At 48.7% G+C, this 25,533-nt stretch carries 24 protein-coding genes, 1 pseudogene and 1 riboswitch; of the genes and pseudogenes, 9 read left to right on the forward strand and 16 right to left on the reverse strand.

Annotated features, from left to right (window positions below; translation table 11 throughout):
* Positions 1-29: 29 nt before the first annotated feature.
* The 3 genes from AC3QL0_RS08680 to AC3QL0_RS08690 form a co-directional block, all read right to left on the reverse strand.
* Entirely contained in the window at positions 30-2,492 is a 2,463-nt protein-coding gene (locus AC3QL0_RS08680) for a TonB-dependent siderophore receptor (RefSeq protein WP_493008119.1), read from the reverse strand.
* A 143-nt stretch (positions 2,493-2,635) separates the two neighbouring features.
* Positions 2,636-3,610, reverse strand: coding sequence for a FecR family protein (locus AC3QL0_RS08685; protein WP_493008120.1), 975 nt, complete (start codon positions 3,608-3,610; stop codon positions 2,636-2,638).
* A gap of 1 nt (position 3,611) precedes the next feature.
* A complete protein-coding gene (locus AC3QL0_RS08690) occupies positions 3,612-4,115 on the reverse strand; it encodes a sigma-70 family RNA polymerase sigma factor (RefSeq protein ID WP_493008121.1) in 504 nt (167 codons plus the stop codon).
* A 133-nt stretch (positions 4,116-4,248) separates the two neighbouring features.
* Between AC3QL0_RS08690 and AC3QL0_RS08695 the strand changes: the two genes are divergently transcribed.
* The gene (locus tag AC3QL0_RS08695; RefSeq protein WP_493008122.1) at positions 4,249-4,938 is read left to right on the forward strand and encodes a MarC family NAAT transporter; all 690 of its coding nucleotides are present in this window, start codon (positions 4,249-4,251) and stop codon (positions 4,936-4,938) included.
* 331 nt (positions 4,939-5,269) lie between these two features.
* On the forward strand, positions 5,270-5,821 hold the full coding sequence (locus AC3QL0_RS08700; protein WP_493010964.1) for a GNAT family N-acetyltransferase: 552 nt from the start codon (positions 5,270-5,272) through the stop codon (positions 5,819-5,821).
* Positions 5,822-5,903: 82 nt separating this feature from the next.
* On the opposite strand, the gene AC3QL0_RS08705 is transcribed toward AC3QL0_RS08700, so the two are convergent.
* Complete coding sequence (locus AC3QL0_RS08705; protein WP_493008123.1) at positions 5,904-7,322, reverse strand: MFS transporter; 1,419 nt, start codon at positions 7,320-7,322, stop codon at positions 5,904-5,906.
* A 124-nt stretch (positions 7,323-7,446) separates the two neighbouring features.
* Here AC3QL0_RS08705 and AC3QL0_RS08710 point away from each other — a divergent pair, with 124 nt between their 5' ends.
* Positions 7,447-8,091, forward strand: a complete 645-nt coding sequence (locus tag AC3QL0_RS08710; protein ID WP_493008124.1) for a helix-turn-helix transcriptional regulator — start codon at positions 7,447-7,449, stop codon at positions 8,089-8,091.
* 206 nt (positions 8,092-8,297) lie between these two features.
* On the opposite strand, the gene AC3QL0_RS08715 is transcribed toward AC3QL0_RS08710, so the two are convergent.
* Together AC3QL0_RS08715 and AC3QL0_RS08720 are read right to left on the reverse strand one after the other, a co-directional pair.
* Positions 8,298-8,672: a hypothetical protein gene (locus AC3QL0_RS08715; protein WP_493008125.1), complete on the reverse strand. Its 375-nt coding sequence runs from the start codon at positions 8,670-8,672 to the stop codon at positions 8,298-8,300.
* Positions 8,673-8,943: 271 nt separating this feature from the next.
* Positions 8,944-10,467, reverse strand: coding sequence for an MFS transporter (locus AC3QL0_RS08720; protein ID WP_493008126.1), 1,524 nt, complete (start codon positions 10,465-10,467; stop codon positions 8,944-8,946).
* Positions 10,468-10,621: 154 nt separating this feature from the next.
* Here AC3QL0_RS08720 and AC3QL0_RS08725 point away from each other — a divergent pair, with 154 nt between their 5' ends.
* Complete coding sequence (locus AC3QL0_RS08725; protein ID WP_493008127.1) at positions 10,622-11,557, forward strand: LysR family transcriptional regulator; 936 nt, start codon at positions 10,622-10,624, stop codon at positions 11,555-11,557.
* On the opposite strand, the gene AC3QL0_RS08730 is transcribed toward AC3QL0_RS08725, so the two are convergent.
* Complete coding sequence (locus tag AC3QL0_RS08730) at positions 11,554-12,180, reverse strand: LysE family translocator (protein ID WP_493008128.1); 627 nt, start codon at positions 12,178-12,180, stop codon at positions 11,554-11,556. The two genes, AC3QL0_RS08725 and AC3QL0_RS08730, sit on opposite strands and share 4 nt — an antisense overlap.
* Before the next feature lie 116 nt (positions 12,181-12,296).
* On the opposite strand from AC3QL0_RS08730, the gene AC3QL0_RS08735 reads away from it, so the two are divergent.
* Entirely contained in the window at positions 12,297-12,749 is a 453-nt protein-coding gene (locus AC3QL0_RS08735; RefSeq protein ID WP_135863419.1) for an Lrp/AsnC family transcriptional regulator, read from the forward strand.
* 57 nt (positions 12,750-12,806) lie between these two features.
* Here AC3QL0_RS08735 and AC3QL0_RS08740 read toward each other — a convergent pair whose 3' ends face one another.
* The 3 genes and pseudogenes from AC3QL0_RS08740 to AC3QL0_RS08750 all read right to left on the reverse strand — a co-directional run bounded on the left by AC3QL0_RS08740 (position 12,807) and on the right by AC3QL0_RS08750 (position 14,556).
* Positions 12,807-13,559, reverse strand: a complete 753-nt coding sequence (locus AC3QL0_RS08740; RefSeq protein ID WP_493008129.1) for an aspartate/glutamate racemase family protein — start codon at positions 13,557-13,559, stop codon at positions 12,807-12,809.
* Positions 13,560-13,573: 14 nt separating this feature from the next.
* Positions 13,574-14,116: pseudogene (locus AC3QL0_RS08745) on the reverse strand (aspartate/glutamate racemase family protein); the annotation flags it as partial.
* 11 nt (positions 14,117-14,127) lie between these two features.
* Complete coding sequence (locus AC3QL0_RS08750; protein WP_493008130.1) at positions 14,128-14,556, reverse strand: isocitrate lyase/phosphoenolpyruvate mutase family protein; 429 nt, start codon at positions 14,554-14,556, stop codon at positions 14,128-14,130.
* On the opposite strand from AC3QL0_RS08750, the gene AC3QL0_RS08755 reads away from it, so the two are divergent.
* Positions 14,555-14,941, forward strand: a complete 387-nt coding sequence (locus AC3QL0_RS08755; protein ID WP_493010965.1) for a GntR family transcriptional regulator — start codon at positions 14,555-14,557, stop codon at positions 14,939-14,941. The two genes, AC3QL0_RS08750 and AC3QL0_RS08755, sit on opposite strands and share 2 nt — an antisense overlap.
* Before the next feature lie 66 nt (positions 14,942-15,007).
* On the opposite strand, the gene AC3QL0_RS08760 is transcribed toward AC3QL0_RS08755, so the two are convergent.
* Entirely contained in the window at positions 15,008-16,009 is a 1,002-nt protein-coding gene (locus AC3QL0_RS08760; RefSeq protein WP_493008131.1) for a sodium:calcium antiporter, read from the reverse strand.
* 13 nt (positions 16,010-16,022) lie between these two features.
* Positions 16,023-16,214: riboswitch (yybP-ykoY riboswitch) on the reverse strand.
* Positions 16,215-16,374: 160 nt separating this feature from the next.
* On the opposite strand from AC3QL0_RS08760, the gene AC3QL0_RS08765 reads away from it, so the two are divergent.
* A complete protein-coding gene (locus AC3QL0_RS08765; RefSeq protein WP_493008132.1) occupies positions 16,375-17,454 on the forward strand; it encodes an acyltransferase family protein in 1,080 nt (359 codons plus the stop codon).
* Between the two features lie 26 nt (positions 17,455-17,480).
* Here the strand turns inward: AC3QL0_RS08765 and AC3QL0_RS08770 are convergent, their stop codons facing one another.
* Positions 17,481-18,365: a LysR substrate-binding domain-containing protein gene (locus tag AC3QL0_RS08770; protein WP_493008133.1), complete on the reverse strand. Its 885-nt coding sequence runs from the start codon at positions 18,363-18,365 to the stop codon at positions 17,481-17,483.
* 114 nt (positions 18,366-18,479) lie between these two features.
* Here AC3QL0_RS08770 and AC3QL0_RS08775 point away from each other — a divergent pair, with 114 nt between their 5' ends.
* Complete coding sequence (locus tag AC3QL0_RS08775; protein WP_493008134.1) at positions 18,480-19,103, forward strand: glutathione S-transferase family protein; 624 nt, start codon at positions 18,480-18,482, stop codon at positions 19,101-19,103.
* A 138-nt stretch (positions 19,104-19,241) separates the two neighbouring features.
* Positions 19,242-20,798: a phospholipase D family protein gene (locus AC3QL0_RS08780; RefSeq protein ID WP_493008135.1), complete on the forward strand. Its 1,557-nt coding sequence runs from the start codon at positions 19,242-19,244 to the stop codon at positions 20,796-20,798.
* Between the two features lie 138 nt (positions 20,799-20,936).
* Here the strand turns inward: AC3QL0_RS08780 and AC3QL0_RS08785 are convergent, their stop codons facing one another.
* The 4 genes from AC3QL0_RS08785 to AC3QL0_RS08800 form a co-directional block, all read right to left on the reverse strand.
* Positions 20,937-22,460 carry a tripartite tricarboxylate transporter permease gene (locus AC3QL0_RS08785; protein WP_493008136.1) on the reverse strand — a complete coding sequence of 508 codons (1,524 nt, stop codon included), beginning with the start codon at positions 22,458-22,460 and terminating at the stop codon, positions 20,937-20,939.
* On the reverse strand, positions 22,457-22,900 hold the full coding sequence (locus AC3QL0_RS08790) for a tripartite tricarboxylate transporter TctB family protein (protein ID WP_493010966.1): 444 nt from the start codon (positions 22,898-22,900) through the stop codon (positions 22,457-22,459). Before AC3QL0_RS08790 ends, AC3QL0_RS08785 begins: the two co-directional genes overlap by 4 nt.
* Before the next feature lie 88 nt (positions 22,901-22,988).
* On the reverse strand, positions 22,989-23,942 hold the full coding sequence (locus AC3QL0_RS08795; RefSeq protein ID WP_493010967.1) for a Bug family tripartite tricarboxylate transporter substrate binding protein: 954 nt from the start codon (positions 23,940-23,942) through the stop codon (positions 22,989-22,991).
* A gap of 155 nt (positions 23,943-24,097) precedes the next feature.
* Positions 24,098-25,510 (reverse strand): sensor histidine kinase, encoded by a 1,413-nt coding sequence (locus AC3QL0_RS08800; RefSeq protein WP_493008137.1) that lies wholly within the window; start codon positions 25,508-25,510, stop codon positions 24,098-24,100.
* Positions 25,511-25,533: the final 23 nt, after the last annotated feature.

Consider the following 25,533-nt stretch of genomic DNA (forward strand, 5'->3'; position numbering starts at 1 on the left):
GGTAATGACATAGCATCTTGAAAATAGACTTAAAAGCTCATCGAAGCAGACAACATCACCGTGCGTCCTGCTCCATTGGTCGCGAAGCTGCTCGAAGCCAGCCAATACCGTTTGTTTGTTAGATTTTCTATATTGGCGCGTAACACCACCTCTTTGCCGGCAATTTCAGTGTAGAAACGAGCCCCAACATCAAAACGAGTTAGCGCAGGCAGCCGTAAAGTGTTTGTGTTGTTTAAGTATTGAGATGAGGTATAGATCATGCGTCCATTAAGACTTAACCCTTGCACCCACGGGGTATCCCAATCTAGACCTAGGTTGTAAGTACTGCTGGGGACACCCGGAGCTCTATTACCTTCGTTCACCCCATTTTGAGTCTTGGTCAATTTACCTTGAGTAAACGCTGCACTTGCCATCATGCGTAAGCCTGCCGTCAGCTCGCCATACGCCGTCAGTTCTAAGCCACGGTTACGTTGCTCACCAAAGTAACCATAGACATTGTTCGCATCCTCCTGCCCTGCTGGTCTCGCTATTTGCCACAATGCAGCCGAAGTGATGATACCGCCCCAATCCACTTTCACGCCGGCCTCATATTGCTTAGACTTATACGGCTTCAGGATTTCACCACGGTTGGCATAACGATCCCCCACTATCGTTCCACGTGTCAAACCTTCAGTAAAATTGGCATAGACAGACACATTCTCTAGTGGTTTAACGACCAACCCCACCAATGGTGATACAGCGCTAGCTCTATACGTAGAGGTTTTAGCGCCTGTAGTCGTGTTATAACTTGCCACATCCACGGTTTGACGTCGAGCACCTACAGTCAACAAGATACGGTCATCTACAAACGAAATAGTATCTGCTAGTGCAAAACTTAAGAGCTCGGTGTTAGAGGCCTTCTGAGGCTTTAATCGCTCAGCAGGTCCAGCTGGCATGGGTGCTGGATTATAAATATTAGAATCCACCACTTCAGTCCCAGGACTATAGGCATTGCCTAATTCTTGATCCATATACCCAACACTAAATGCTAGCCGGTGATGTATATCGGCCGTATCAAAATTAGCCGTTAATCCACCTTCACTACTGAATGTTTTTGAGTACGAATCATAATACGTAGTGATAACACTGAAATTACCATCTGCGTCTACCGATTGGCGCACATTAGGATCGCCAGGCTTTACATTCACAGGAAAAATCTGACGATTTTTACCGTGCCTATAGCCCAAGCCTATATGACCCGTAATATTGTCAGTGAAGTCATATTCCAAGCGAGACATAATGGTGTCATCACGCTGCGTAAGACGAGTTCCAGGATAAAAGTTGGTACGCCCATCCGGCGGCGCAGGCAATTCAGTTAAGTCACTTTGAAAACCTATCTGCGACCTGATGTTTTCCAGCGTATCTTCTTGATGAATCAAATCCGCAGACCAACGCAATCGCGTGCCACGGTAATCTACACCTAAAGCTGCCATACCTAGATCTTGTTTGCCATCACGAGTGGTGGCTTCCCCTCCGCGTACTACCCCGTTAAAACGCACACCCCACTCATTATTCTCACCGAAGCGACGCCCAACATCCAATTGCGCAGTTAGGTTAGCTTGACTCACATAGCTAGCCGTCACACGAGTCAGTGGCTCATTCTCTGCGCGTTTGGTAACCAAATTAATGGCTCCCCCAATACTTCCGCCCGGTGGAATACCGCGCATTAAAGTACCAGGCCCTTTAAGCACTTCAACACGCTCCAGAATTTGCACAGGAACACGGCTGGAAGATACCAAGCTATACAGACCATTTACGCTGACGTCGCCACTACCTACTGGGAAGCCACGAATCATGAAGTCTTCACCAAAACCACCCGTGGACGTGGTTGTACGCACCGATGCATCATTAACGACCACATCCGCTAAGGTACGAGCCTGCTGGTCATACAGCAGTTCTGACGTGTAGTTCATGGTGCTAAAAGGGGTATCCATCACATCTTCCGCCCCCAATAACCCTAAGCTTCCCCCCGTCGCTACTTGGCCACCTGCAAAAGAAGGTGACAAATCACCCAAAATCCCGCCAGTTACGGTGATCGCTGATAGCTGAGCGGCACTACTTGGCGCAGGCTTAGTCAGCGAAATACTATTTCCCGTGCGTTTATAACTAATACCAGTACCTGCCAGTAATTGGCTTAATGCCTCCTCTGGCTCATAACTTCCAGATAACGCTGGAGCACTATAGCCATCTACCACCTCTTGCGCAAAAAATATCTGCAACGAGGCTTGCTCCCCCAATTGCAGCAACGCCTTACTCAGCGACTGAGCCGGAAGGCTGATAGATACAGTGTTTGTTTGAGCGTTTAACTCGCTTGATAATGTGCCAAAGGCAACGGCCAAGCTGATCACCAACGTGGTTAGCGTGGTGTTCATAGCAGGCTTTGCGCTACGCACGGGGATAGTTGATGTAGTGGTATTCACAGTCTGGCTACTTCCAAAGAATGTCAGATGCATGGGCTATACACCTGAAACGTAACAGAGCGGTGCCGCAACCTACGCGAACACTGCCCCCTCATTCTTAAGACGAACCAGCATCAAAACATCAGAATGAAAATGCGAATAATTTTTAACAACTATAAAAACAGGAGTGAATCCACTTATAACTCGCTAATCACTAACTGACCATTTTGTTTATAGTGAACACGCACCGGCACAAACTCTGGCAAAGTCTGAATTAAAGCCAGCGGATCCTCCACACTGAAAACGCCTGCTAGACGATAGTCTTTCAATCTTGGAGCGTTCAATAAGGCTGGCTGCTCTAAATACCGATTAATTTCTGAAATAGCCTGCTGTAATGGCGTATTTTCAAACACAATCATGCCTCGTTGCCATGCCAGCTCTTTGCTCAAATCTGCTGTCTGTACGGCACTCAAGCTATGGTCTGGTGTGTTTCTAACGACCTGGCCAGCTCGTAATGAACGCTGCTCCCGACTCCACCAAGGCCCTTGCGTTACATTGACAGACCCAGACTCAACACTAACTTGCAGTTGCTGTGCCTCATGCAGCACATTAAACCGCGTGCCAGTCACTACCACCCTGCTTGAACCAGCCTGCACAATAAACGGGCGCTGGCTATCGTGTTGTATGTCAAAAAACACCTCGCCTGATAGCAGCTCTACCACACGCTCAGACTCATAGAAATATACCTGCGCTTGCGTGCCAGTATTCGCTACCAAAACAGAACCATCAGGCAGTTGCAGTTCTGTACGCTCACCACGCTGGACGACCAGTTTCTCCTGGTATTCAGCCCCACCAAGTAAATATTCTGTGCCTATGGCTGCCATCACTGCAGCCGCACATAAACCAGCCACACCAAACGCAAAACGCCTACGCGAATGTTTATGCATCACATTTTGCGAGATGGAGGGACGCGACATAGCGCGCAATGCCTCTTCGGGCACATGCAGAGTTGCCTGCCAAATACGCTCTACATTGCGATACTGGCGGGCATGTTCTGCGCTTTGCGCACGCCATTCGTAAAAAGCCTGTATATCTTGGTCAGTGGCCTCTCCTGAATTCAAATACGAGAACCAACTAGCAGCTTGATCTTGCGGAGTGATTGCACTATTCATATCAGGAGGCATACTGCTGTAACCTCGCATTCAAATGACGTAGCGTACGTGTCATATGTTTTTCTACCATTGCCCGCGAAATACCTAATGCCTCGGCAATTTCAGCATGTGAACAGCCCTCTAGTCGTTTATAGATATACACCTGCCTGCATACCAACGGTAGCTCCTCTAATGCAACTGCTAAATCACCAGCCATTTGTTTTGAGTACAGCAAAGAGTCAGGCCCTGCTACTTCAGGATGCTCAGACTCATGCAACTCATGTAGTGGATGCATCGGCAAGACTGTTTCTCGCCTCTGCCTATCAATGACACCATTGGCCACACTACGCTGCAAATAGGCCTTAGGATTTTCTGCGTTAACCGAACCATTTTCCAAAATACGCAGCATCGCATCTTGCATTGCGTCTTCCATGTCTTCGTGTACGCGCGCCCTACGTCGCCACGTACCTAACAACTCAGCATAGTGAGCCAGCCAGCTCTTACGAACGACATGACGATTAGACATGAAAAACACTAGCCCGTGAACAAAAGAAAAACACTAATAATAACAATAATTCTCATTACCAACAAAGGAATACTCACGCGCTAGCAGCACTGCTACACTCTACCTATACTCACAGACACTCACAGACGAATTTATGGATCAAATCATAGAGTTATTTACCGCTGTTGGATTGGGGCTAACATTGATGCTGCCTTTGGCCAATCCTCTTACCTCAATGACGCTGCTGCTATCCCTAGGTCGTCATATCCCACTACAAGAACGTAACAAACAAATTAATCAGGCCGCAGTGTATGTGGTGATGATTATGTTGGTCACCTACTTTGCTGGGCAATGGGTCATGCATTCGTTTGGGATTTCTATCCCTGGCCTGCGTATTGCTGGTGGGCTGATTGTGGCCTTCATTGGCTTCACTATGCTATTCCCCACACAAGACACCAATGACATGCCTGAAGCCGAAGCCAATGCAGATGCATTGGCACAGCGTAAAACCGTGAACATTGCTTTTGTTCCCTTGGCATTACCAGGCACTGCTGGCCCTGGCACTATCGCATTCATTATTAGCGCAACGGCCACCATGCAATCTGATGCCGTGCATTACTCCACGCTAACCATCATTCTTGCCCCTATCCTTGTTTTCTTGTTGCTGGGTGTAATATTTTGGGTTTGCCTGCGCAGCGCAAACAATATCAACAAGTTCTTAGGTGAAGGTGGCGTACAAGCCATTGCCCGTGTCATGGGCTTTCTTCTAGTCTGCATGGGGATCCAATTTGTGATCAACGGCATACTGGAAATCATCAGTCAGCATGGCGCACCTGTCATCTAGGCTTTTGATACTGCAGCTACCTAACAAGGTATTAGCTAAAAAACGGGGTCAGATAGTGTCATCTGACCCCGTTTTCTGTGATGCAGCCTTACGACGTACGCACGCGTTTTCACGGTCTATCTCAGGCCCTGCGCCGCTGCAGCCACAATCTGCTCAAACCACTGCATTTGCACTTTGGTGGCTTCTAGACTGCCATAACTCAGTGCATAGTATTTGATGACATCAGGATCAGAAAGCCCTTGTTAAACGCCGCCTATATCGTACGATGACGGTATAGTTAACCAAATTTCACCAAACTCTTTTCTATTGCCACATGAACACTCTCCAAGACATGTCTCAGCACTCACCACGCTCTTTTCTTTCTGTTTTACCCTACTCAGATGGCTCTATTTGCATTCGTACTATGCAAAACAGCGATGCCGAGGCTTATGCTGCGGGCACCGAAGATGCATTAGTGAAACGTTTTGCCCACTTACCCTTAGACCACTACACGCCAGAGATTGTGCGCGACATGATTCAAGGCGTGATTGCAGAAGGTTTACAAGCTGGTTTTTTGGCCGTGCTTAGTATTGCTGATGCCAACAATGATGAGTTTCTGGGCAGCATGGTGTTCTTTGATATCACCGCCACAGATGCCGAAATAGGTTATTGGGTAGCCCCCAATCATCGTGGTCGTAAAGTATCTAAGCACGCCCTATTATTGGCGATGGAAATTTCTCGACAGTTAGGCTTAACGCATTTACGAGCACGCACCGTCGTAGATAATCCCGCATCAGCCTATGTGCTAACAACGGTGGGCTTCGCTCAACAAGGTGAACCTACTGCTGAAACCGTGCCCTCTGGTAAGACAGAAATGAGCGTCAAATACCAAATAGCACTATAGCTATGGAAAGATAACGCTAAGAAAACCCAAAAAACCCATCGATGATGGGTTTTTTACATTGCTATGCTATATGTGCAAATACTTAGCTAGCGTGCTCCTGCTTGAGTACTGCCGACACTCGTATCGCACTAAAGACGGCTAGTAGCGGCGCAGCAGCCAACACCCAAAACAACCACCCTGCTGCACTGGAAGTACCCACTACACCGCCAGGCACATTCAAACCACCTACGTTTGCCAGCATACCCGCCAAAGCAGAACCCAATGCCGTCGCAAATAACTGTACGGTGGTAATAGATGTTGCTGCAGCATCTTTGTCATCACTGGGCGCGACTTGCAAAATACGTGTCAGCATATGTGGCCAGCCCAAACCTATACCAAACCCCACCAACGATAAGCCCACACAAATAGCCGCTAATATCAACCAGTCGCCTTGGCCATGCAAGGGCACACTACATGCCAACAGCACCATACCAACTAGCACCACCACGGGGCCATTAACGATTGCCGCACGTATGCCACGGCCTTGCCAACCAGAGCTCCAGATTTCAGCAACCGTCCACCCTGCCGCCATTAACGCTGCCAAATAACCCGAGATCAATGGCGACTGGCCGTGCAATAGTTGCAAGAAATACGGCACAAACGTTTCGCTCGTCATACCGATTACGAGCAAGCCCATCGTCAGGTACAACATTAACAACGGTGAATGCATACGCAACGCATCCTTAGGCAACAAGCGCAGGTTACTGGTGAACTCTTGCCGCACCAACATGATCACCATGACAGCGGCCACCGCTACCCCCAGTAAATTCCATGATGGATCATGCGACATACTGCCTACACTCACCGCTAAAACAGCTACTGTCAACAACAACAGCTGAGGCACAGGAAGCGCTTTCGCCGATAGCCTCTCTTGATTACGAGCCGGCAAAACCAACCATACCAGCACCATATACACCAAGGTAACTGGCACCAGCATCCCAAATGCCCACCGCCATGCATCCATTTGCGCAAAAATGCCACCTATAGCGGGCCCAAACAAGGTGGCCACACCCCACATTCCTGAAATCAGTGCCATTGCTCTAGGCCATAACCGCTGCTCAAAGACGCTATTAATCATTGCGTAGCCCAGCGCGAACAAAAAGCCGCCCCCCACACCTTGTAATGTGCGCCCCAATAACATCACCTCTATAGTAGGCGCTGCCGCACAGATCACACTACCAGCCATGAACAACACAGCCGCTATGGCGTAAGCTCCTCTAGATCCTGCCGTCGCTAAGAGTTTTGCGGTCAAGGCAGAACCTAAGATTGACGCCACCACGAATAGCGTCATGTTCCACGCATACAGCTCCAACCCGCCTATATCCTTCACCACTGAAGGCAAGACGGTAGTCGCTATATAAATATTGATGGCATGCAAAGCCACCCCACCCGCCAACGCAATGGATCCAGCGAGGTTCTTGCCTGATAGCAAATCCCCCCAGCTACCGTCATGAACTGACATATATTCTCCAGGCAACATAACGCCCCTATGCAACGTTGCCTAGGACACTGTAATGCGCTACATTAATTAAACAAGCATTTGCTTTGAATATTAAAAACGCACCTTTAATTTGTCAAGAAAACCCTTGGAAAATACCGTACAACCTACTCAATCTACTGCCGATCGCTTACTGCATCTGCTAAAAACACGCGGCCCGCAACAAGCCGCCGACGCGGGTAAGCAGTTGGGTATTACGGCTGAGGCCGCACGCCAGCAATTTGTAAAACTGGCCGCTGCCGAGCTAGTCGTCATGGAAACTGACTCAAACAGCAAAGGTGTAGGCCGCCCTAGTCAGTATTGGCGATTGACCGAAGCCGGCCACCATCGTTTTCCAGACACTCATTCTGAACTCACCATACAACTACTCAACACGGTTAGGCAGGCATTTGGGGAACAAGCTATAGATCGCTTGATAGATATGCGCGAACAACAAAGCCGTGAGTTGTATCGTTACGAATTGCGCGATCTGACTACGCTCAAAGAGCGCGTCGCCAAGCTTGCACAGTTACGCTCGCGTGAAGGCTATATGGCTGAATATGAAGAGTGCTCAGATGGCAGCTTTGTATTGATAGAGAACCACTGCCCCATCTGCGCTGCAGCATCTACCTGTCAAAGTTTCTGTAGAGCAGAACTGACTGTTTTTAGAGAAGTACTGCAGGCCAAGGTAGAACGCACAGAACACATACTCCATCAGGCACGGCGCTGTGCGTACCTAGTGCAGCCGCTATAACTGTGTTAAATGGCACTGCTGCCGCCTTTATATCAGGACTTTATGCCATGGCTATTATCAATGCAGGCAGTATTACTATGCTTGCTATGATTTCCTCCAAAACATTATGGCATAAAAAACAAACATCTTAAAAACATTAATTAAAACAAATAAAAAAACCGCATAAATTATTTTTAATTTATGCGGTTTTAATTATTTAGTGCTACTTATTTTTTCAAACCTTTTACACCATTCAGCAACAGGCCCAGACCCAATGCCAACGACAAACCCATCAAGAACATGTAGATCATGTGGCTGCCAGTGTCGCTTTGGTTAGCTGAGCTAATGGCTTGAGCCATTTCGCCAGCAGAGCTTGCACCACCTGAACGTGCATTCATCATAGCAATAAAGCCTACGCTAGTCTTACATTGTCCGATCAGGGCGTCAGCACTGCTACCATAGTTAGCCAATACTTGTTTTTCGCAATTAGCTTGCTCGGCTGCGCTGATACCAGAATCTTGGCTTTTCCAGTAGATCAATGCACTCAATACCAATAAAATAACCCCAAGTATTAGCGATGTTTTTGGACTTAATTTTTTCACTCTAGCTTCCCACTCTATATTTAATTTTTTAATTAATAATTATTAATCAAAAATTTTGTTTAATAAATTTTGAGAAGGAATTATAAACCAGCCATGTTGAAAACATTATCGATAAAATTGTCAAATTTGAAAAATTTATTTCAAATTGAAACAAAACACAAGCAAGACCATTACACTTCATCTGTATGCATCGCTAGCAACCATACAGCACATCCAACAATCAATGCACTTACGGCTGCAAGGTATGTTCACACCCTACAGCCGTACCTAGCTACGCCTTCTCAACCGCTATGGTTGATGCAGTTCCTTGGCCTCGCAATAACATAACTACGATTACAGCGATGAATAATGCCAACCCCGCCAACGCATACAGCACACGCACAAAAGATTCAGCATAGCTATGTGCTAACGCAAGCTCAGCCCCGGGCAATAATTCAGCTGCAGCACGTAGCTCTCCTAACGCGGCAAGGCCTGCCCCTTTAATGACAGCCTCTGCTGGCAACGCACCTACATCCAATACCAAATTCTGCTGTATCAACGTTGCCAACAACACGCTAACCACTGCAATGGCTACGCCATCCGCTGACACACGCACGGTATTAAAAATACCCGTCGCCATACCGACACGTTCAGCGCTCACTACACTGACGGCCATCGCATCCATTAAGCCCCACGGCAACCCAATCCCTATGCCTATTAGCAATAAAGGCAGTTGTACCTGATGCACACCTTCTGCAGCAAACGCTTGTGCTAACCACGACAAGCCCATCGCCACGATAACCAACCCGACTCCGGATAAGGTTCCTGGTGTAAACCAACGGGTCAACATTGCTGCGATGACAGGAATCACCAGCAAGGGGGCCGCCAACCACACCATCATCTGACCTGCTTGCAAGGCACTGTAACCATCAATACCAATGAACCGGCCTGGTAACACCACAATCAAGGCTATAAACAAAAACGCAGGGGATGCCGCCAAGGCTTGTACACCCACAAAAGAAGGCTGTTTGAAAAAGCTCAGATCTAACATGGGATTAGCGACTTTTTTCTCTATGACTACAAAGACAGAGAACACAATCACCGAGGCCACCAAGGCGCTGATTACCGTCGTATCCAACCAGCCTTTTTCGGGAATCAACAGCATGCCATACGTGAACAAACCCAACGCCAAGGTAAAGCTAATCGCCCCCGGCCAGTCTAATGCACCACTGGTGTTTTCATGCGTGGTAGAGGTACTCACCATCACCATCGCAATACTCGCTAGCCCTACTGAGCCGGTCACATAAAACACACCCTGCCAATTGCTGATCTCTACAATCCAGCCTGCTACCCACGGGCCGAATGCCAAACCCAAACCAAAGGTAGTCCCTAATAGGCTAAAAGCTCTGGCACGCGTCTGCCCCTCAAACAGCGGTGCTAAGGATGTCATGGCTGCAGCAAAAGCTGCCGCACCACCCAAACCCTGCAACAAACGCAGAATATCAATCCAAAACACAGATGGCATGAAAGGAATAGCAAAGGTTACCGCGCAAAACCAGCCTAAGCCCAACAACCAAATGCGTCGACGGCCATAAATATCCGTCAAACTACCAGAGACCATCACCGCGCCACCATAACTCAGAATGTACGCGTTCATAATCCAACTAAGCTGCGTAGCGGTTCCGCCTAAGTCTGCACTGATAGATGGCAGCACGACTGCTGGCCCGGTGAAACATAAAGGAATAAGCAGCCCAGTCAAACAGGCTGCTGCCAATTGAAGCCAACGCATAGACGATGGCTGTGAAAGATCAGACATGGTTTCTCTACTGTAAAAATCACGTAGTACTGAACACCACTGGTGTTGCACGCACTACTAAAGCAAGATCAGTAGCTTACGATCAAAAATAGACAAGAAAAATATGCTAGAGTAATCAACACTTCGGACTAATTTGTCTTAAATCAAATCGCATATGATCGATAACTTGGGCAGTATGGGTGTATTTGTACGTGTCGCAGAACGACTAGGGTTTTCTGCTGTTGCGCGTGAACTGGGGTTATCGCCCTCGGCCGTAGGCAAAGCTATTGCCAGACTAGAAGAACGATTAGGCGTACGTTTATTTCACCGCAGCACGCGTACCTTGGCCTTAACCGCAGATGGCGAACGTTTTCTTGAACGCTGTCTGCGAATTTTGGCTGAGGTAGAAGCCGCTGAGCTAGAAATGTCCAATGCCAGCGAAACCCCTCATGGCAAATTACGCGTCAGCCTACCCAAATACAGCGGCTTGTTCCAACCCGCTATTGCCAGTTTCATGCAGCGCTACCCCGCAGTGGAACTGGACTTGGATTTTTCTGACCACATCGTTGATGTGATTGGTGATGGTTTTGATGCAGCAGTACGCACGGGTAAACTCACAGACTCTGGTTTAAAACGCCGCAAAATTGGCGCACTACAACGTGTGTTAGTAGGTTCACCGTCCTACTTTGAGCAACATGGCCGCCCACAACAACCAGCAGACTTACTTACCCATACTTGTTTGCATTACCGCTTTCCTACCAATGGTAGGCTAGAACCGTGGCCCTTGCCGACGAATGACGAGGAAGAAGCCATAGAACTACCACGTTCATTTGTGTGCAATAGTATAGAAATGCGCATCCATCTAGCCTTAAATGGTCAAGGTATCGCTTGCCTACCGGACTTTAGCGTGGCCGATTACGTGCATCAAGGACAGCTACAAACCATCTTAGAAGACTGCACCCAGAACGCTATTCCTATCTGGATAGTCTGGCCATCTAGCCGAGACTTATCCCCTAAGTTACGTGCTTTTATTGATTGCCTAGGAGAAACTAGCCTAGGTATCAAGAAAGGTGCAAGTGGGCACAGCAGTGCCCTTTCACTCGCGGATTAACTGTGCTGCACCACCAGCTCAACCAACAATGCCCCCGCAATCGCCATCATACAAAAGCCTGACAATTGACTAACCCGTTGGGCCATTTCAGGCCGCGTTTGCAATACCGCTTGCGAGCTATAGCCCACCAGTAAATACACGGCACCACAACTCACCAAATGAATCCCACCTAAGGTCAGCATTTGTACCGATAAAGGCCACGAACTGGCTGGGTCTGCAAACTGCGGAAACAACGCCAAAAACAGTAGGAACACCTTGGGATTCAACCCGCTTACCCCTATGCCTTTGACAATCCACTGCATGCTGCGATCTGGCGCATTACTGAACTCCGCAAGTGGTGATACCGGGTGGCGAATCATCCCTACACCCAACCACAGCAAATACCCTGCGCCAACCAGCGTAACCGCATCTAGCGCATAAGGAATATCGGCCACAATCGCCCCCACCCCTGCTGCCACCAAACCCGTTACCGCCAAATGGCCTAACAACATCCCACTCACAGCAGGAGCGACCACCGTCTTACCCCGTATACCCGCCGAAATGGCATAGGCCCAGTCCATACCAGGCACAATCACCAACAAAAACGACACCAGCCAAAATGACGCCAAAATGCTGAACGACACGCTAACCTCTATTGATTAAACATACTCAAAAATCAATAGGAAGAATATCCCCAATCCATTAGAATGTGCTTTCAAATAAAGACCATATACGGTCTATTTTTAGAAGAAAATTGCAAATGGATGACTTTGATAAGAAGATTCTTGCTGAGCTTCAATCCGATGGCCGTTTAACCATCACTGAACTGGCCGAACGGGTAGGTTTAAGCCTGTCTCCCTGCCACCGTCGCTTAAAGGCATTAGAGCAATCTGGTGCTATACGAGACTACCGTGCGCAGTTGAATCCGCTCGCCTTAGGGTTAGGATTTTCAGCTGTCGTATTTGTGACCATGCGCGATGGTAACCAAGAAAACATCAACCGCTTTGAAGCCGCCGTTATCGACATTCCGCAGATCATTGAAGCCAAGCGCTTGTTTGGTGACCCCGACTATATGCTGCAAATCGTAGTTAAAGATCTAGAGGCCTACCAAGTGCTGTATGACCGCCAGCTTTCAGCCATGCCGGGGGTGCAACGCTTAACGTCCACGTTGGTGATGAAGAATCTGGTGCAGAATCGGGAATTGCCTTTGTAAGCACCTTCAGAAATGGCCCTCATTTGTGGGCCATTTTCCTACCTACTGCCATACCCCTTATACAGCGGCATTTACCAACGCATGCACTAATTCATCTTTACGCACATGCGGTGAGGGATAAGCATGCCTACTGTAGGTCAGTTTTAAGCTTAGTAACGTTTCCGCCAACTTATAACTGAATGGCCCTGGGTTAATAAGCGGTACTGGCAAATGCTCGGCCAAGTACTTTGCTGCCAAGTGCATGGTAGTAGAACCCAGACAAATTACCTCTGCACCGTCTTCTTCCACGCAACGCATTGCCGTTTCCAGCATACGTGGAAATACCGTATCTTCTTTGCCCTCAGTAAGATTGACAAAGTCAGGCTCAATATCAAAGGAACGTACAGAAGCGCATTGGCGTTCTAAGCCATACTCTCTGATTACTTTCTTATAACGTGGCAAGGCGGGTTTCCATTGAGCCAACACGGAAAAACTATTACCTAAGGTCAAGGCATACAACATAGACGCTTTACCTGGACCTATGACAGGAATACTCAAGACAGAGCGTAGTGCGGCCATACCTGAATCACTCATGGTATCAATCACTACCGCATCAAAACCTTCTTTTTCTGCGTCCACAGCGGCTTCATAAATGCCTATATCCGCCAATAGCCAATCGTGATGCGACATAAATGAAGTAGAGCCTACACGTACAGGCCTGTAGATCAGCTCTGTACTGGGGTCTAACTCTACGTGCTGACCTTGTGCTGCGCGCCGCGCGACACCTTCCTCATCCAAAGGGAAGGGATTAATTACTAATATTCTGGACATAATCTGCTCCTGCGTTATAGTGCTAGGCCCATGGCCTTATAGGTGTCTAAGCGCGGTGCCAGAGGCTCAGGGTATGTTGCACGACTGTGTGACAACCCCAACTGCAGCGCATTCTGCGCCAAGCGGTATGACAAGGGCCCCGGGTTGATCACCGGTACAGGCAGTTGCTGAGCTAAGTAGGAGTGGGCCTCATGCATAGTCGTTGAGCCCAGCACAATCACGTCTGCGCCATCTTCTTCTATACAGCGTAAGGCCACATCACGTAGTACTGGAAACACTTCAGCTTCCCTACCACCCAACAACACCTGATTGTTAGGCACTAGATTCGCGGCTCGCATCGATGCACATTTATGCGCCAAGCCTAACTCAGCCAGTATTTTGCGATACAACGGATTCCATCTGTCCCACATAGAGAGGATAGAAAAGCTGTCGCCTAGCATCAGGGCTGTTAGCATGGCGTGGCGCCCTGCACCAATCACAGGAATCGTGAGTACCGACCGCAATACAGCCATGCCTGCATCACTCACCGTATCAATACACAGTGCATCGTAACCAGCCTCTTCAGCGGCTAACCGTGCTCCAACATTTCAGGCGTGCCAATCAATGCATTCAAACCACTCAAATCCAACATGCGATCTTTAAAAGGTATATTGCTTAAATTCAGGTGCAGTGAGTCGTAGTATTGATCGGCTGTTTTGGCGAGTGCCCTAGCAATGCCACTAGGGAAGATCACAATCTGGAAGCCCAGTTCACCCAACTCAGGTGCCGTATACATAGGCGTTGAACCGCCCTCTACTATGTTGGCTAACAAGGGCAGTCTCGTACCAAAGCGCTGGCAAATAGCTTGCAGTTGTTCTTGATTCGCTGGTGCCTCCACAAACAACACATCGGCACCCGCCTCCACATAACGCTCAGCCCGTTCCAGTGCTGCCTCAAACCCTTCTACCGCGATTGCACCTGTTGCCGAACAATTAAATATCGAGCCTGGCACCATCATTCAACACGTCACACGTGTACGTTACTTGAAAAACGAGCCTTTTTCTCATTCGCAAAGCTACTTGCTGGAAGATATAGGACGCTCGTTTAGCAGAGACGACTTGGTCAATCATGCTCTGGTAGACCTGATCCAAAAAGCCGGTATTACGATAGAGCATGTGCAACAAGCCATCACCTGCACATCGGCAGATGAACAGGCAGCACGCCTATTGAAGACCTCTATAGGCGCTCCCCTACTGAAATTACGTAGGCTGTTTATAGACTCTGATGAGCGCCCTATTAACTACTCTGAAATCCTCTACACGCCTGACCGTTTTGAGTACCGTATGAACTGGTCTAGAGGCACCAGCAACAACTTAGAGCTTGCACAGAACTTTCAGCGCTAACTAGACAACGCGTACATAAAAAGCCCACAGATGTGGGCTTTTTTCTTACACGCCTCACCAAACAACTTAGCTCAGGCTATAAAACACCAACACCGCAAACAGTGCATAGCCGCTACTAACCACCAGCAACTCACGTCCTTGCACAGCGCCACGCTTGAACAACCACCATAAGTACACAATTGCTACTGCTGTAATCACACCAGACAGCAAGAGCGGGCCATCAAACAACCAAGGCGTAAAGAAGATACCCAGTGCGCTAGGGATAGTCGCTTGAATCATCATGGCGCCAGAGATATTCGCCAACGCCAAACGCTCTTTACCTTGGCGCACCCAAATCAAGGCATTCATCGCTTCAGGGAGTTCGGTGGCTACAGGGCTAAGCAATAACGCCACCAATTGCGGCGACCATGCTAACGCAACGGCGATATTTTCCAACTGAGCAACAAAGGTATGCGATGCCACACCAATGATCACCAGTGCGAGCATCGCTTGCGTACAGGCCCAGCCTAAGGAAGGCTCGGCATCCGAGGGGCGTATTTTTAAAGGCTCTAGTTCTTCTTCCTCTGGGGCGGTGTCGGCCTCCTTAATCTCACGCCATACATACACACCATAGGCAGCCAGAAACAAAATACCTAACCACGGCTTAATGCTAAACACCACCAAACCCAAAGCCACTTTCACTACAAAAATCAGCAGAAAAGCAGCTTGATCTCGACTTAGTCGAGCAGAATCTGCTCGTACTTCAGATGAGGAACGCGCCAGTTTCTTGCGATTAAACAGCAGCGCCGCCCCTACCACTGCATACACCAAAGTGGCGAGCACCAAGGGGCCGCCCATGGCCGCTCCTACACCTAGTGCTTTCTGTTCTGGCGTAGAGCCAAACACCACCGCCATAAACGTGACGGCACTTTCTGGCAATGCCGTTCCAAATGCTGCCAACACAGAGCCTACAGCGGTTGCGCCTAGATTTAGCCGCTTACCGCACCACTCAATACCGTTAACAAAATATTCGCAGGCAATGTAGATAGCTACAGCCGACAGAAGAAATAAGCTTAGGGTGAGAAACATGGGATCACAAAGGGCCGGGCAAGCAGAACACCAATGGCTCACACGCGAGCTCGCCCGGCAGGCTGAACGCATGTGGCCAAAGGTCTCGCCTGGCAAACGTTGCTAGCGCAACGGCTGACCACGCCATGAAGCAAAGCACTTCAAGTTTGTTGACGTGGACTTCCTAACAGCGTGTTAGGAATGGCTACTCCCCAATGACAATGGGCCAAAGTGTAGCAGTCGATATAGCTGCTGTCACGGCGAATACTCAACACTGTAGGGTGTATGCCCCAAGAAATTGTCACAAGCCCTTAGATAATTTTACTTAGTAGCTTCATGCCTTTCTTGTTACCGTGTAATCAAGAACGCAGCAAAAGGTGTACCCGTTGTCCTCTTCTAAGATCAGCAACACAGACTCGCTAGTACTGGATTATGTGAAAGCATTAGGCATTATTGCGGTGGTAATAGGCCACTACCCTGGTGACCCATTTACCTTTCTGAAACCCTATGTCTATCACATGCCGCTGTTTTTCTTTCTAGGTGGCTTGTTGCTCAACACCCGTCGCAGCATAACCTCGCACACACTAGGCATTGTTAAAAAACACCTGTTCTACATCGCGGCTGTTTATGTATTGATCGCGTTGATCTTTGCTATCTTGCATCAGTTGTATCCCATCGCCTATACCAGCATGTGGAGAGGCTCAATACTGGATTCAGTGCTTTACCCTATAGAGCAAAGCTTTCATGGTGGTAGCTATTTCTTTGTAGGCTGGTTTCTATTTGCCTACGCCATTGCGTCCCTACTGTGCTTTCTGGTTGTTCTACTGCTGGATAAAACCATTCCCCGCACTACCGTTCACTATAGTCTCGTGCTGAGCGCCGCTTTGCTAATGGGGCTGCTAGGCATGGACGTTATTGCCCCGTTATATCAAGCCAATAAAATCTTCTACTACAACCTGCTGTCACAGGTATTAGTAGGTTCATCGTTTTTCTTATTGGGGTACTGCGCTAAAGGCTTTATCTTCAAACTGGCTGGCTTATACAGCTTTGTAGGTTCATTCGTGTTTCTTTACCTGATGCAGCAATACGATGCGCTGCAACCTCTGGTCATTGCATGGAGTAAATACAGCTTGGGCTTTGCGCGTCAAACTCTGACAGCATTAGCGGGCATAGTCGCTATTTTTTCTATTGCAAAGATACTGGCCCACTACCAAAACATGGCAGCACTTAAAAAAATAGGCCAGCACTCTAAACCCATTATGTCGTACCACATACTGGCCTTTGTGCTGCTGGATATTGTGTTTTCGTGGTTAGGACTTTGGGATCTACACCGCACCAAAGCCCTTAATCACTACTACAGCCCATTTACATGGCCTATCTACATAGGCTTAGGGGTAGCCATTCCTATGTTGTTGCATAACCTGTTCACTCGTGCCAAACGCACGTTACCGGTGCTTGCTACGTAGCCAGTAAATTGTGCTACCTATAGAGCTCACATCGCTGCGGCCTCGGCTGAAATCCACTCAATAAAGGCTTGAACTTCTGCTCGCTTCGCTGCCCCTGGGCGCGTGACGATGTAGTAAGCGAATCGTGCAGGCCAGGGTTTATCTAACACTTGCACCAATCTACCCGCTTTGATTTCTTCACGCGCATAGGCCTCAGGAATCAAGGCTATACCTTGGCCTGCTTCCGCTGCGCGTATGAGTAAATAGTCATCCTCAAATACACCGCCTGACCGTGCATGTGCATCTACGTGTACACCATGTGCGAGTAACCATAACGACCAGTCTGCACGGTCTACATCGTGCAACAACGGATAGCTCAAGCAGTCTGCAGGTTCACGCACGACTTGCCCTTGCAGCAAGCTAGCAGCCGCCACCGGCACCAATACTGGTGCCATCAAGGGCAGCACATCTAGCTCGGGGTAGTCGCCCAACCCATGCCGCAACGCAATGTCTACTCGATCTTTGCGCATGTCTACAAGATCAGAGCCCGTTTCCACACGCACTTCTATGTGCGGATATTGCTGCGTAAAACGGCCTAAACGCGGCACCAACCACGACGCAGCAAAAGCAGCCACCGTGCTGATAGTGAGTGTTTTGGTGCTCGCGTGTGCAGCCACCATATCCATCGCTCTATCTACTTGTGCAAACGCATCATTCAGCATGGGGTAGAGCTTTTCGCCCATGTAAGTCAGGCGCATACCTAAGCGCTCACGTTGCAATAGCTCTGTATTCAAGCGTTCTTCCAGCAAACGCATTTGCTGACTCACAGCACCCGGCGTCACATGCAGTGCCTCGGCAGCACCTTTGATGCTGCCCTGTTTGGCGACTTCCACAAACGTACGTAGCGCCTGCAAAGGAGGCATCACACTCATTTTAGTTTTCCTAAACTCTAAAGTTAGTATAAATCGCTTTATTTACAAGCTAATAACAGCCGAAAATTGCCTAAATTAAGCCCTACTCTACCTTTAGAAAATTCAAAGATTGTCATGTTACAGCTTTATACCGATAGCTCGCCTAACGGCTTCAAAATCACCATTGCTTTAGAAGAGTTAGGCATACCCTACACCCTGCACCATATTCGTATAGAAGAAGGTGAGCACCGTCAGCCCGATTTTTTAGCACTGAACCCACATGGTCGTATTCCCGTTCTCAAAGATGACAGCAACGGCGTAGTGCTATTTGAGTCAGCCGCAATTCTGCTCTATCTTGCAGAGAAAACAGGAAAGCTCTTACCCAGCGACGTGCAACAACGTTGGGAAGCCATTAAATGGCTACAGTTTCACGCCTCTAGTGTGGGTCCTATTATTGGCCAACGTGTGTATTTCGAATTGTTTGATAGCACACCTAACCCCGCCGCTATTGAGCGCTACCAATACATGACTGATCAGTTTTTTGGTGTGCTTGATCAACAGCTAGCGCAACACCCTTATTTAGCAGGCGATCACTACTCTATTGCTGATATTGCCCATTTTGGTTGGTCGCATATCGCACGCATTATTAACTTCGATTTCAGCCACCATACTCACCTAAGTGCGTGGCATGATCGTATTGCCGCACGGCCTGCCGTCCAAAAAGGAATTACCTTGCCGGAACCCGCTACAGGGGCGTAACCATTTTTCTCTATCTTCGCAACTTGAGCAGTTTTTTAGTAGACTGAGACGGCGCCACCATCTGATAGGCGTCGTCAACGGCTTTCACGATGACTCGTGAGCCCACGCATCCCGTTACTCTCATATTGCTGAATCATCATGACCAGACAGGGCTATTTCTCACCGCGCAATGCATTGTTACTGCTTTCTGCGGGAATTCTGTCTGCCTGCCATTTACCCGCTACCCCAGACAAAACGGTTTCAGAAGCCTTTCTACAACACGATACCGACGACACGTTGCTGGGAAGAAGTGTGCAGCCGCAAGTAGCACAACACCCTCTACTCTCTGGGGTAGTGCCACTGCCTGATGCGCTAGACGCTTTTGCCGCACGCATTTTGATGATTTCGACTGCGCAGCGCAGCGTGGATGTTCAGTACTACATTTGGCGCGATGACATTACTGGCAATCTGCTTTTACATGCCTTGCATGAAGCCGCCAAACGTAATGTACGCGTGCGTTTGCTAATTGATGACAACGGCACCAGCGGTTTGGATGAAAAGCTGGCGTTGCTGAATACCGAACCCAATGTGGAGGTCCGACTTTTTAACCCCTTCCCATTTCGTACCTTCAAACAGCTAGGTTTTTTAGTCGATTTCAGCCGCCTAAATAGACGCATGCACAACAAATCGCTCACCGTCGATGGACAAGCCACCATTGTGGGCGGGCGCAATATTGGTGATGAATATTTTGGCGCAACGCAAGATGTCGCCTTTGCCGACTTAGATGTTATGGTGGTAGGCCCCGTCGTTGATGAGGTCTCTAAGGACTTTGACCGTTACTGGAACCACCAAGCGGCTTACCCTATAGAACTGTTAGTGGATACACCTGACAAAAAAACAGCTGAGGCGCTGCTATCAGAAGAGCGCAATACTTCACTCATTCCACAAGCACAAGCGTACGTAGAAAACATTGCCTCCTCTACCTTTGTTGAAAACCTATTGGCGGGCCAATTAACCTTTCAATGGGTACCCGTCACCATGGTCAGTGACGACCCTGATAAGGTACTGGGCAAAGCGCAACCCAAAGCCATGTTAATGCCCAGATTAGTAGAAATCTTGGGAGAACCCACACAATCTATAGATTTGGTATCGCCCTACTTCGTTCCTACTCAACAAGGGGTAGACGCATTTTCCGCCCTCACCAAACAAGGTGTACGCTTACGCATTCTCACCAATGCGATGGAAGCCACCGATGTACTTGCGGTGCACGCAGGCTATGCAAAATACCGACTACCCTTGTTGCAGCAAGGTATAGAGCTATTTGAAATGCGTAGAGAAGGCGACCACGATAGGGCTAAAGAAAAAGCGGGGCCATTTGGTAGTTCGGGTTCTAGCCTACACGCCAAAACCTTTGCGGTAGATGGTAAACGGGCTTTTGTGGGGTCGTTTAACTTTGACCCACGCTCGGCTGTATTGAATACCGAGCTAGGCTTTGTGATAGAAAGCGAAGAAATGGCCAAAGCAATTACCGACGCATTTGATCACACTGTCCCCTACTACGCGTACCAACTCGCGCTAGAAAAAAACAATGATTTAGTGTGGATTAGCCAAAGCTCTCAAGGTACACAGACACAAACTACTGAGCCGTCCTCATCATTTTGGAAGCGTTTATACGTAGGCTTTCTGTCTTGGTTACCCATAGAGTCACTGCTCTAAGTACCTAAACAACAAATCACTACTATTGCATCATGCAAAACGGCCTAGACAATCACACTCTCTAGGCCGTTTTACGCTTGTGGCAAGATGATTAATGCTGGTGTGTTTATTGTGTATGAACTACCTCACTCACACTCATTACGCCTCATTGCTTTTAACCTTACGGTGCGAGAAGTATCGCAACACCATAGGCCCTACGCTCACCAAAATAGCAGCCACCCACAAACCTATAGAAACAGGGCTGCTGAACAAGATACCAACATCACCGTCTGTAATGGACAATGCACGGCGTAGGTTTTGCTCCATCATGTTACCAAGCACTACTCCCAGCACCATAGGTGCCATAGGTACGTCCAGCTTACGTAGGAAGTAGCCAATCACGCCAATACCTACAACCATGCCCAAATCAAAGACTGTGCCATTTAACGCATATACACCTATGTAGCTGATGGCCAATACACCAGGCACCAATAAACGCGGAGGAATGGCAAGCATCGCCGCAAACACGCGCACCATTGGTACGTTCATCAGGAACAGCATGACGTTGGCCACCATCAAGGACGCGATCAGCCCCCAGACGATTTGCGGTTGTGCCTCGAACAGAATGGGACCAGGTGTAATGTTATAGAGAGTGAGCGCCCCCATCATCACCGCTGTCGTACCAGAGCCCGGCACACCCAAGGTCAACATAGGAATGAAGGAGCCCGTGGCAGCACTGTTATTGGCAGATTCTGGTGCGGTCAAACCGCGCAGATCGCCTTTACCAAAACACGCATCAGGGTCTTTGCCTTCAATGTATTTTTTCTCGTTGGCATAGGCTACAGCGGACGCCACACTGGCTCCAGCACCAGGAAGAATCCCAATAAAGAACCCCATCAAACCACCACGCAGAGTACTCCACCATGTAAAAGCCAACTCTTTGAAATTAAAGAGCTTACGTTTGCTCTTAGGTACTTCAATGGATAACCCACCTAGTAGGTTTTCCAGCATTTGCATCATCTCAGCGACGGCAAACAAACCAATGACAACCACAACAAAATCGATACCATCCGCAAGATTAGGAATATCAAAGCTATAGCGATACACGCCAGAGTTAGCATCCACGCCTACCGTAGAAATGAACAGCCCTAGCATGGCTGCCAAAATACCTTTGACAGGTTCATCTCCTAGCAAACTGGTCAGTGCGCAGAAAGCAAACACCATCAGCACGAAGTATTCAGCCGGCCCAAACGCTACCGCCCAATTCGCCAACAACGGCGCCAGTAATACAATCCCGAAAATCGCAATTGCCGAACCTATAAACGAAGCAAAAGCCGACAACGACAGCGCAACACTGGCCATCCCTTTACGTGCCAGCGGATAACCATCCAAGGTGGTCATGACCGCTGCCGCTTCTCCCGGCACGTTAATCAGAATAGACGTAATACGGCCACCGTACTCAGCCCCTACGTACACAGCAGCCAGCAGAATCAATGCAGACTCTGGTGGAAGCTTCATGGCGAAGGCAATAGGCACTAACATGGCTACACCATTAATGGGGCCTAAGCCGGGCAACACACCAACAATAGTGCCAATAAACGACCCAATCGCTGCCACCAGCAAATTCAGCCCTGAAAATGCCACCCCAAAACCTATGCCCAGATACGTCAAGGTATCACTCATAGCCATTCTCCCAAGATGCCATGCGGCAGGACCACATCTAAAGCCAAGTCAAACAACAGAAACAGCCCTATACCCATGCCTACACCACCGATGATGGATTGCTTCCATGACGCACCAAACAAGCGCCCCACACAAATAGCCATCAACGCCGTTGCAATCACAAAGCCCAACCACTGGAATAACCAGGCATAACCAGCCAACACACCCACCATCACCGAAATACGGGCTGTAGCACCAGAAGGATTGGGAGCCACCTCCCCACCGCCTTTAAGTATGAGCCTCAACCCGCACAGCGCAATAATGAACGCCAGCAACAACGGGAAAGCTTTAGGACCTACGGGTTCATAGGAAAACGGTGGTTCCAAGTCATAACCAAAAGCCGTAACTAGGGCGGCAAAAACCAGTGCGCTCACTCCTAGCACGCGATTATTTAGCGTCATCATGAAGTCTCCTGAATCTCCTGCATCCAAATAGGCAGGAAAAAAATGCCCGGTAAATAGTTACCGGGCTAAAGAGGGGATCAAAGCATTATTTTTTGATTAGGCCAAAGGAGTCAGCGAGCTCTCGATACTCCACTACTTTGGCTTTCACATACGCATCTAGCTCCGCACCGGTCATATTGAACGGAAACAACCCTTGCTGTTGCTGCAGCTGCGTGAACTCGGGGGTTTGCATTAATTTATCGAATGCAGCTACCCACCATTGATACTGCTCGTCTGACACTTTAGGACCTACGTAAAAGCCACGAATAATAGGCCACTCAATGTCAAAACCTTGTTCTTTAGCCGTGGGAACATCAGCCAAAGCACCGTCCAAACGTTTGTCATTGAAGACAGCTAGCACTCGTATAGGAGCGCCACCTTCCAACATGGTGTAGGCTTCTGCCGCATCACCCATATAGGCTTGAATATGACCGCCGCGCAAAGCAGTCATGGCTTCGCCACCACCTTCAAACGCCACAAAACGCATTCTGCGGAAGTCCACATCTGCTGCTCGCGCCGTTAAGGCTGCTTTCATCCAGTCTTGACCACCTACAGAACCACCTGCCCCTAATACTATTTTGGTGGGATCGGCTTTAAACGCCTCCATCAGCGAATTCAAATCCTGGAAAGGAGAGTCGTTGCGTACAATCGCCACACCATAATCACTACCGATAGACGCTACCCAGCGCACATCGTTTTCAGAATACTTACCAAACTTGCCTTGGGCGAGGTTCAACAATGAACCACCTGAAAAGGCTGTGATCGCATTTGCATCACTGGCTCGTTGCGCAACAACATGGTTATACGCCACCGCCCCTACGCCACCTGGCATATAAATGGTGCGCATGGGCTGATCCAAACCACCCGTTTCCAGAAAACCGTTTACCGCAACCCGGCATGTCAGATCAAAACCGCCCCCGGGTTGTGCAGGAGCAATACATTCGGGTTTAGTAGGTTGTTGAGCTTGTACGGTCATTGCCAAACTACTCAAGCTAATCATGCTACTCACCAACAGCGTACGAAGCGTAGTGCGTGTCATCATCTCACCTCTCCAGAAAGTCCATCCTTGTTGTAGTACAGGCACCTTAACGTAGCAAAGCTTTCACTCACCTTTCAGTTTATGCAGTTTTTGCACACTTTAAGGGTATTCCCCAGTTATTTGGGCAATAACACCGCGCTGTTAAAACGCAACTCCAGCACCAATCCTTTATTGTTCTCACCCATTGCTAGATGCATGCTGGCCTTATGGATTTGTGCTATTGCTTGCACAATAGCCAACCCTAATCCTGACCCTTGCTGCGCCTTACCTGCCTCACCGCGCCGGAATCTATGCCCTGCTTTAACTCTATCGGCCTCGCTCATACCCGGACCATTATCTTCCACACGCAAGATGCAATCGCGTCCGTTGACCACTACTGATACCGTAATCGTTGCGCCCTTTGGGCAGTATCGGATGGCATTACTCACCACATTGCTCACGGCCTGTAATAGCAACCAGTGCACGCCCGCAATGCGTACAGGAACGTCTGGGAGTTCTAACCCTAAGTCTTGTTTTTTGGATCGTGCTAAACGCCAGAGTTCATCCACCACCTCTGCCGCTACCTGACACAGATCTACCGACTCAAACTCGGCTTTAGTACGCAACTGGTCGGCCGCATCATGCACCCTGGATAATGCCACCAACTGGTGCGTCATCTGCACGGTATTGTTCAAGCGTGTTTGGATCGCCTCTAGCACCTCTTTCATTTCATCGGTTTTTGCAATGGAGCGTGCAAAATCCACTTGTGTCAGCAAAACCGCTAAGGGTGTTTTAAGTTGGTGCGACGCGTCATCTAAGAACTGCTGCTGCTCTCGAGATTTCAATGCATACCGTTCTATATGCAGATTAATAGTCTGCACCAGTGGTCGTACCTCACGTGGCAAGCTAGTTTCATCTATAGGCTGTAAATTATCTGACGACCGTCGCCGTACCGCCTCGCTGGTTTTGCGCAACGGACGCAATGCCAGCAACGTACCACCCAGAATTAATAGAATGAACAAGATTAGAGAGATGACATCTTGCACCAAATTTCGCAGCACCACTTTACTGATAAAGGCATCACGATCACTCACGTTTTCGCCTGCCTGAATAATGATGCGACTGTCTTGAAAGGTATTTAAACGCCCGCCTGACTTTGTCACCAGCGCCGCAATACGTAAGGGCTCGCCCAAGTACTCTGCGTTATAAAACACAGGTTTATTATTTTCTAATTTTTCATTGGGCAGCGGCATACCGGCAAAGCCGATTTCCGATAAACCATCTTCAGTGATTGCCCGAAAATACACTTGGCTACTAATGGTGTATTCCATGAACTCCATCATGTAATAGGACTGCTCCATCGCCAGCCCGCCACTGATGGTACGCACATTGGCCTCCATGGATTTCAGTGCCCCCGCCAACGCCCTATCAAAGGCTGCATTCACTTGCTCAGTAAGCTCTAAGCTGGAAATCACAAGCGACACGCCGGACGTCACCACAGCAGCAGGAATCAATATGGAAAGCAGCGTAGAACGCAGGCTGTTTAACATGTGCCAGCACCTCAGCGTTTCGC

The organism is Paenalcaligenes sp. GW821-LYS-B07-1, from assembly GCF_058803365.1.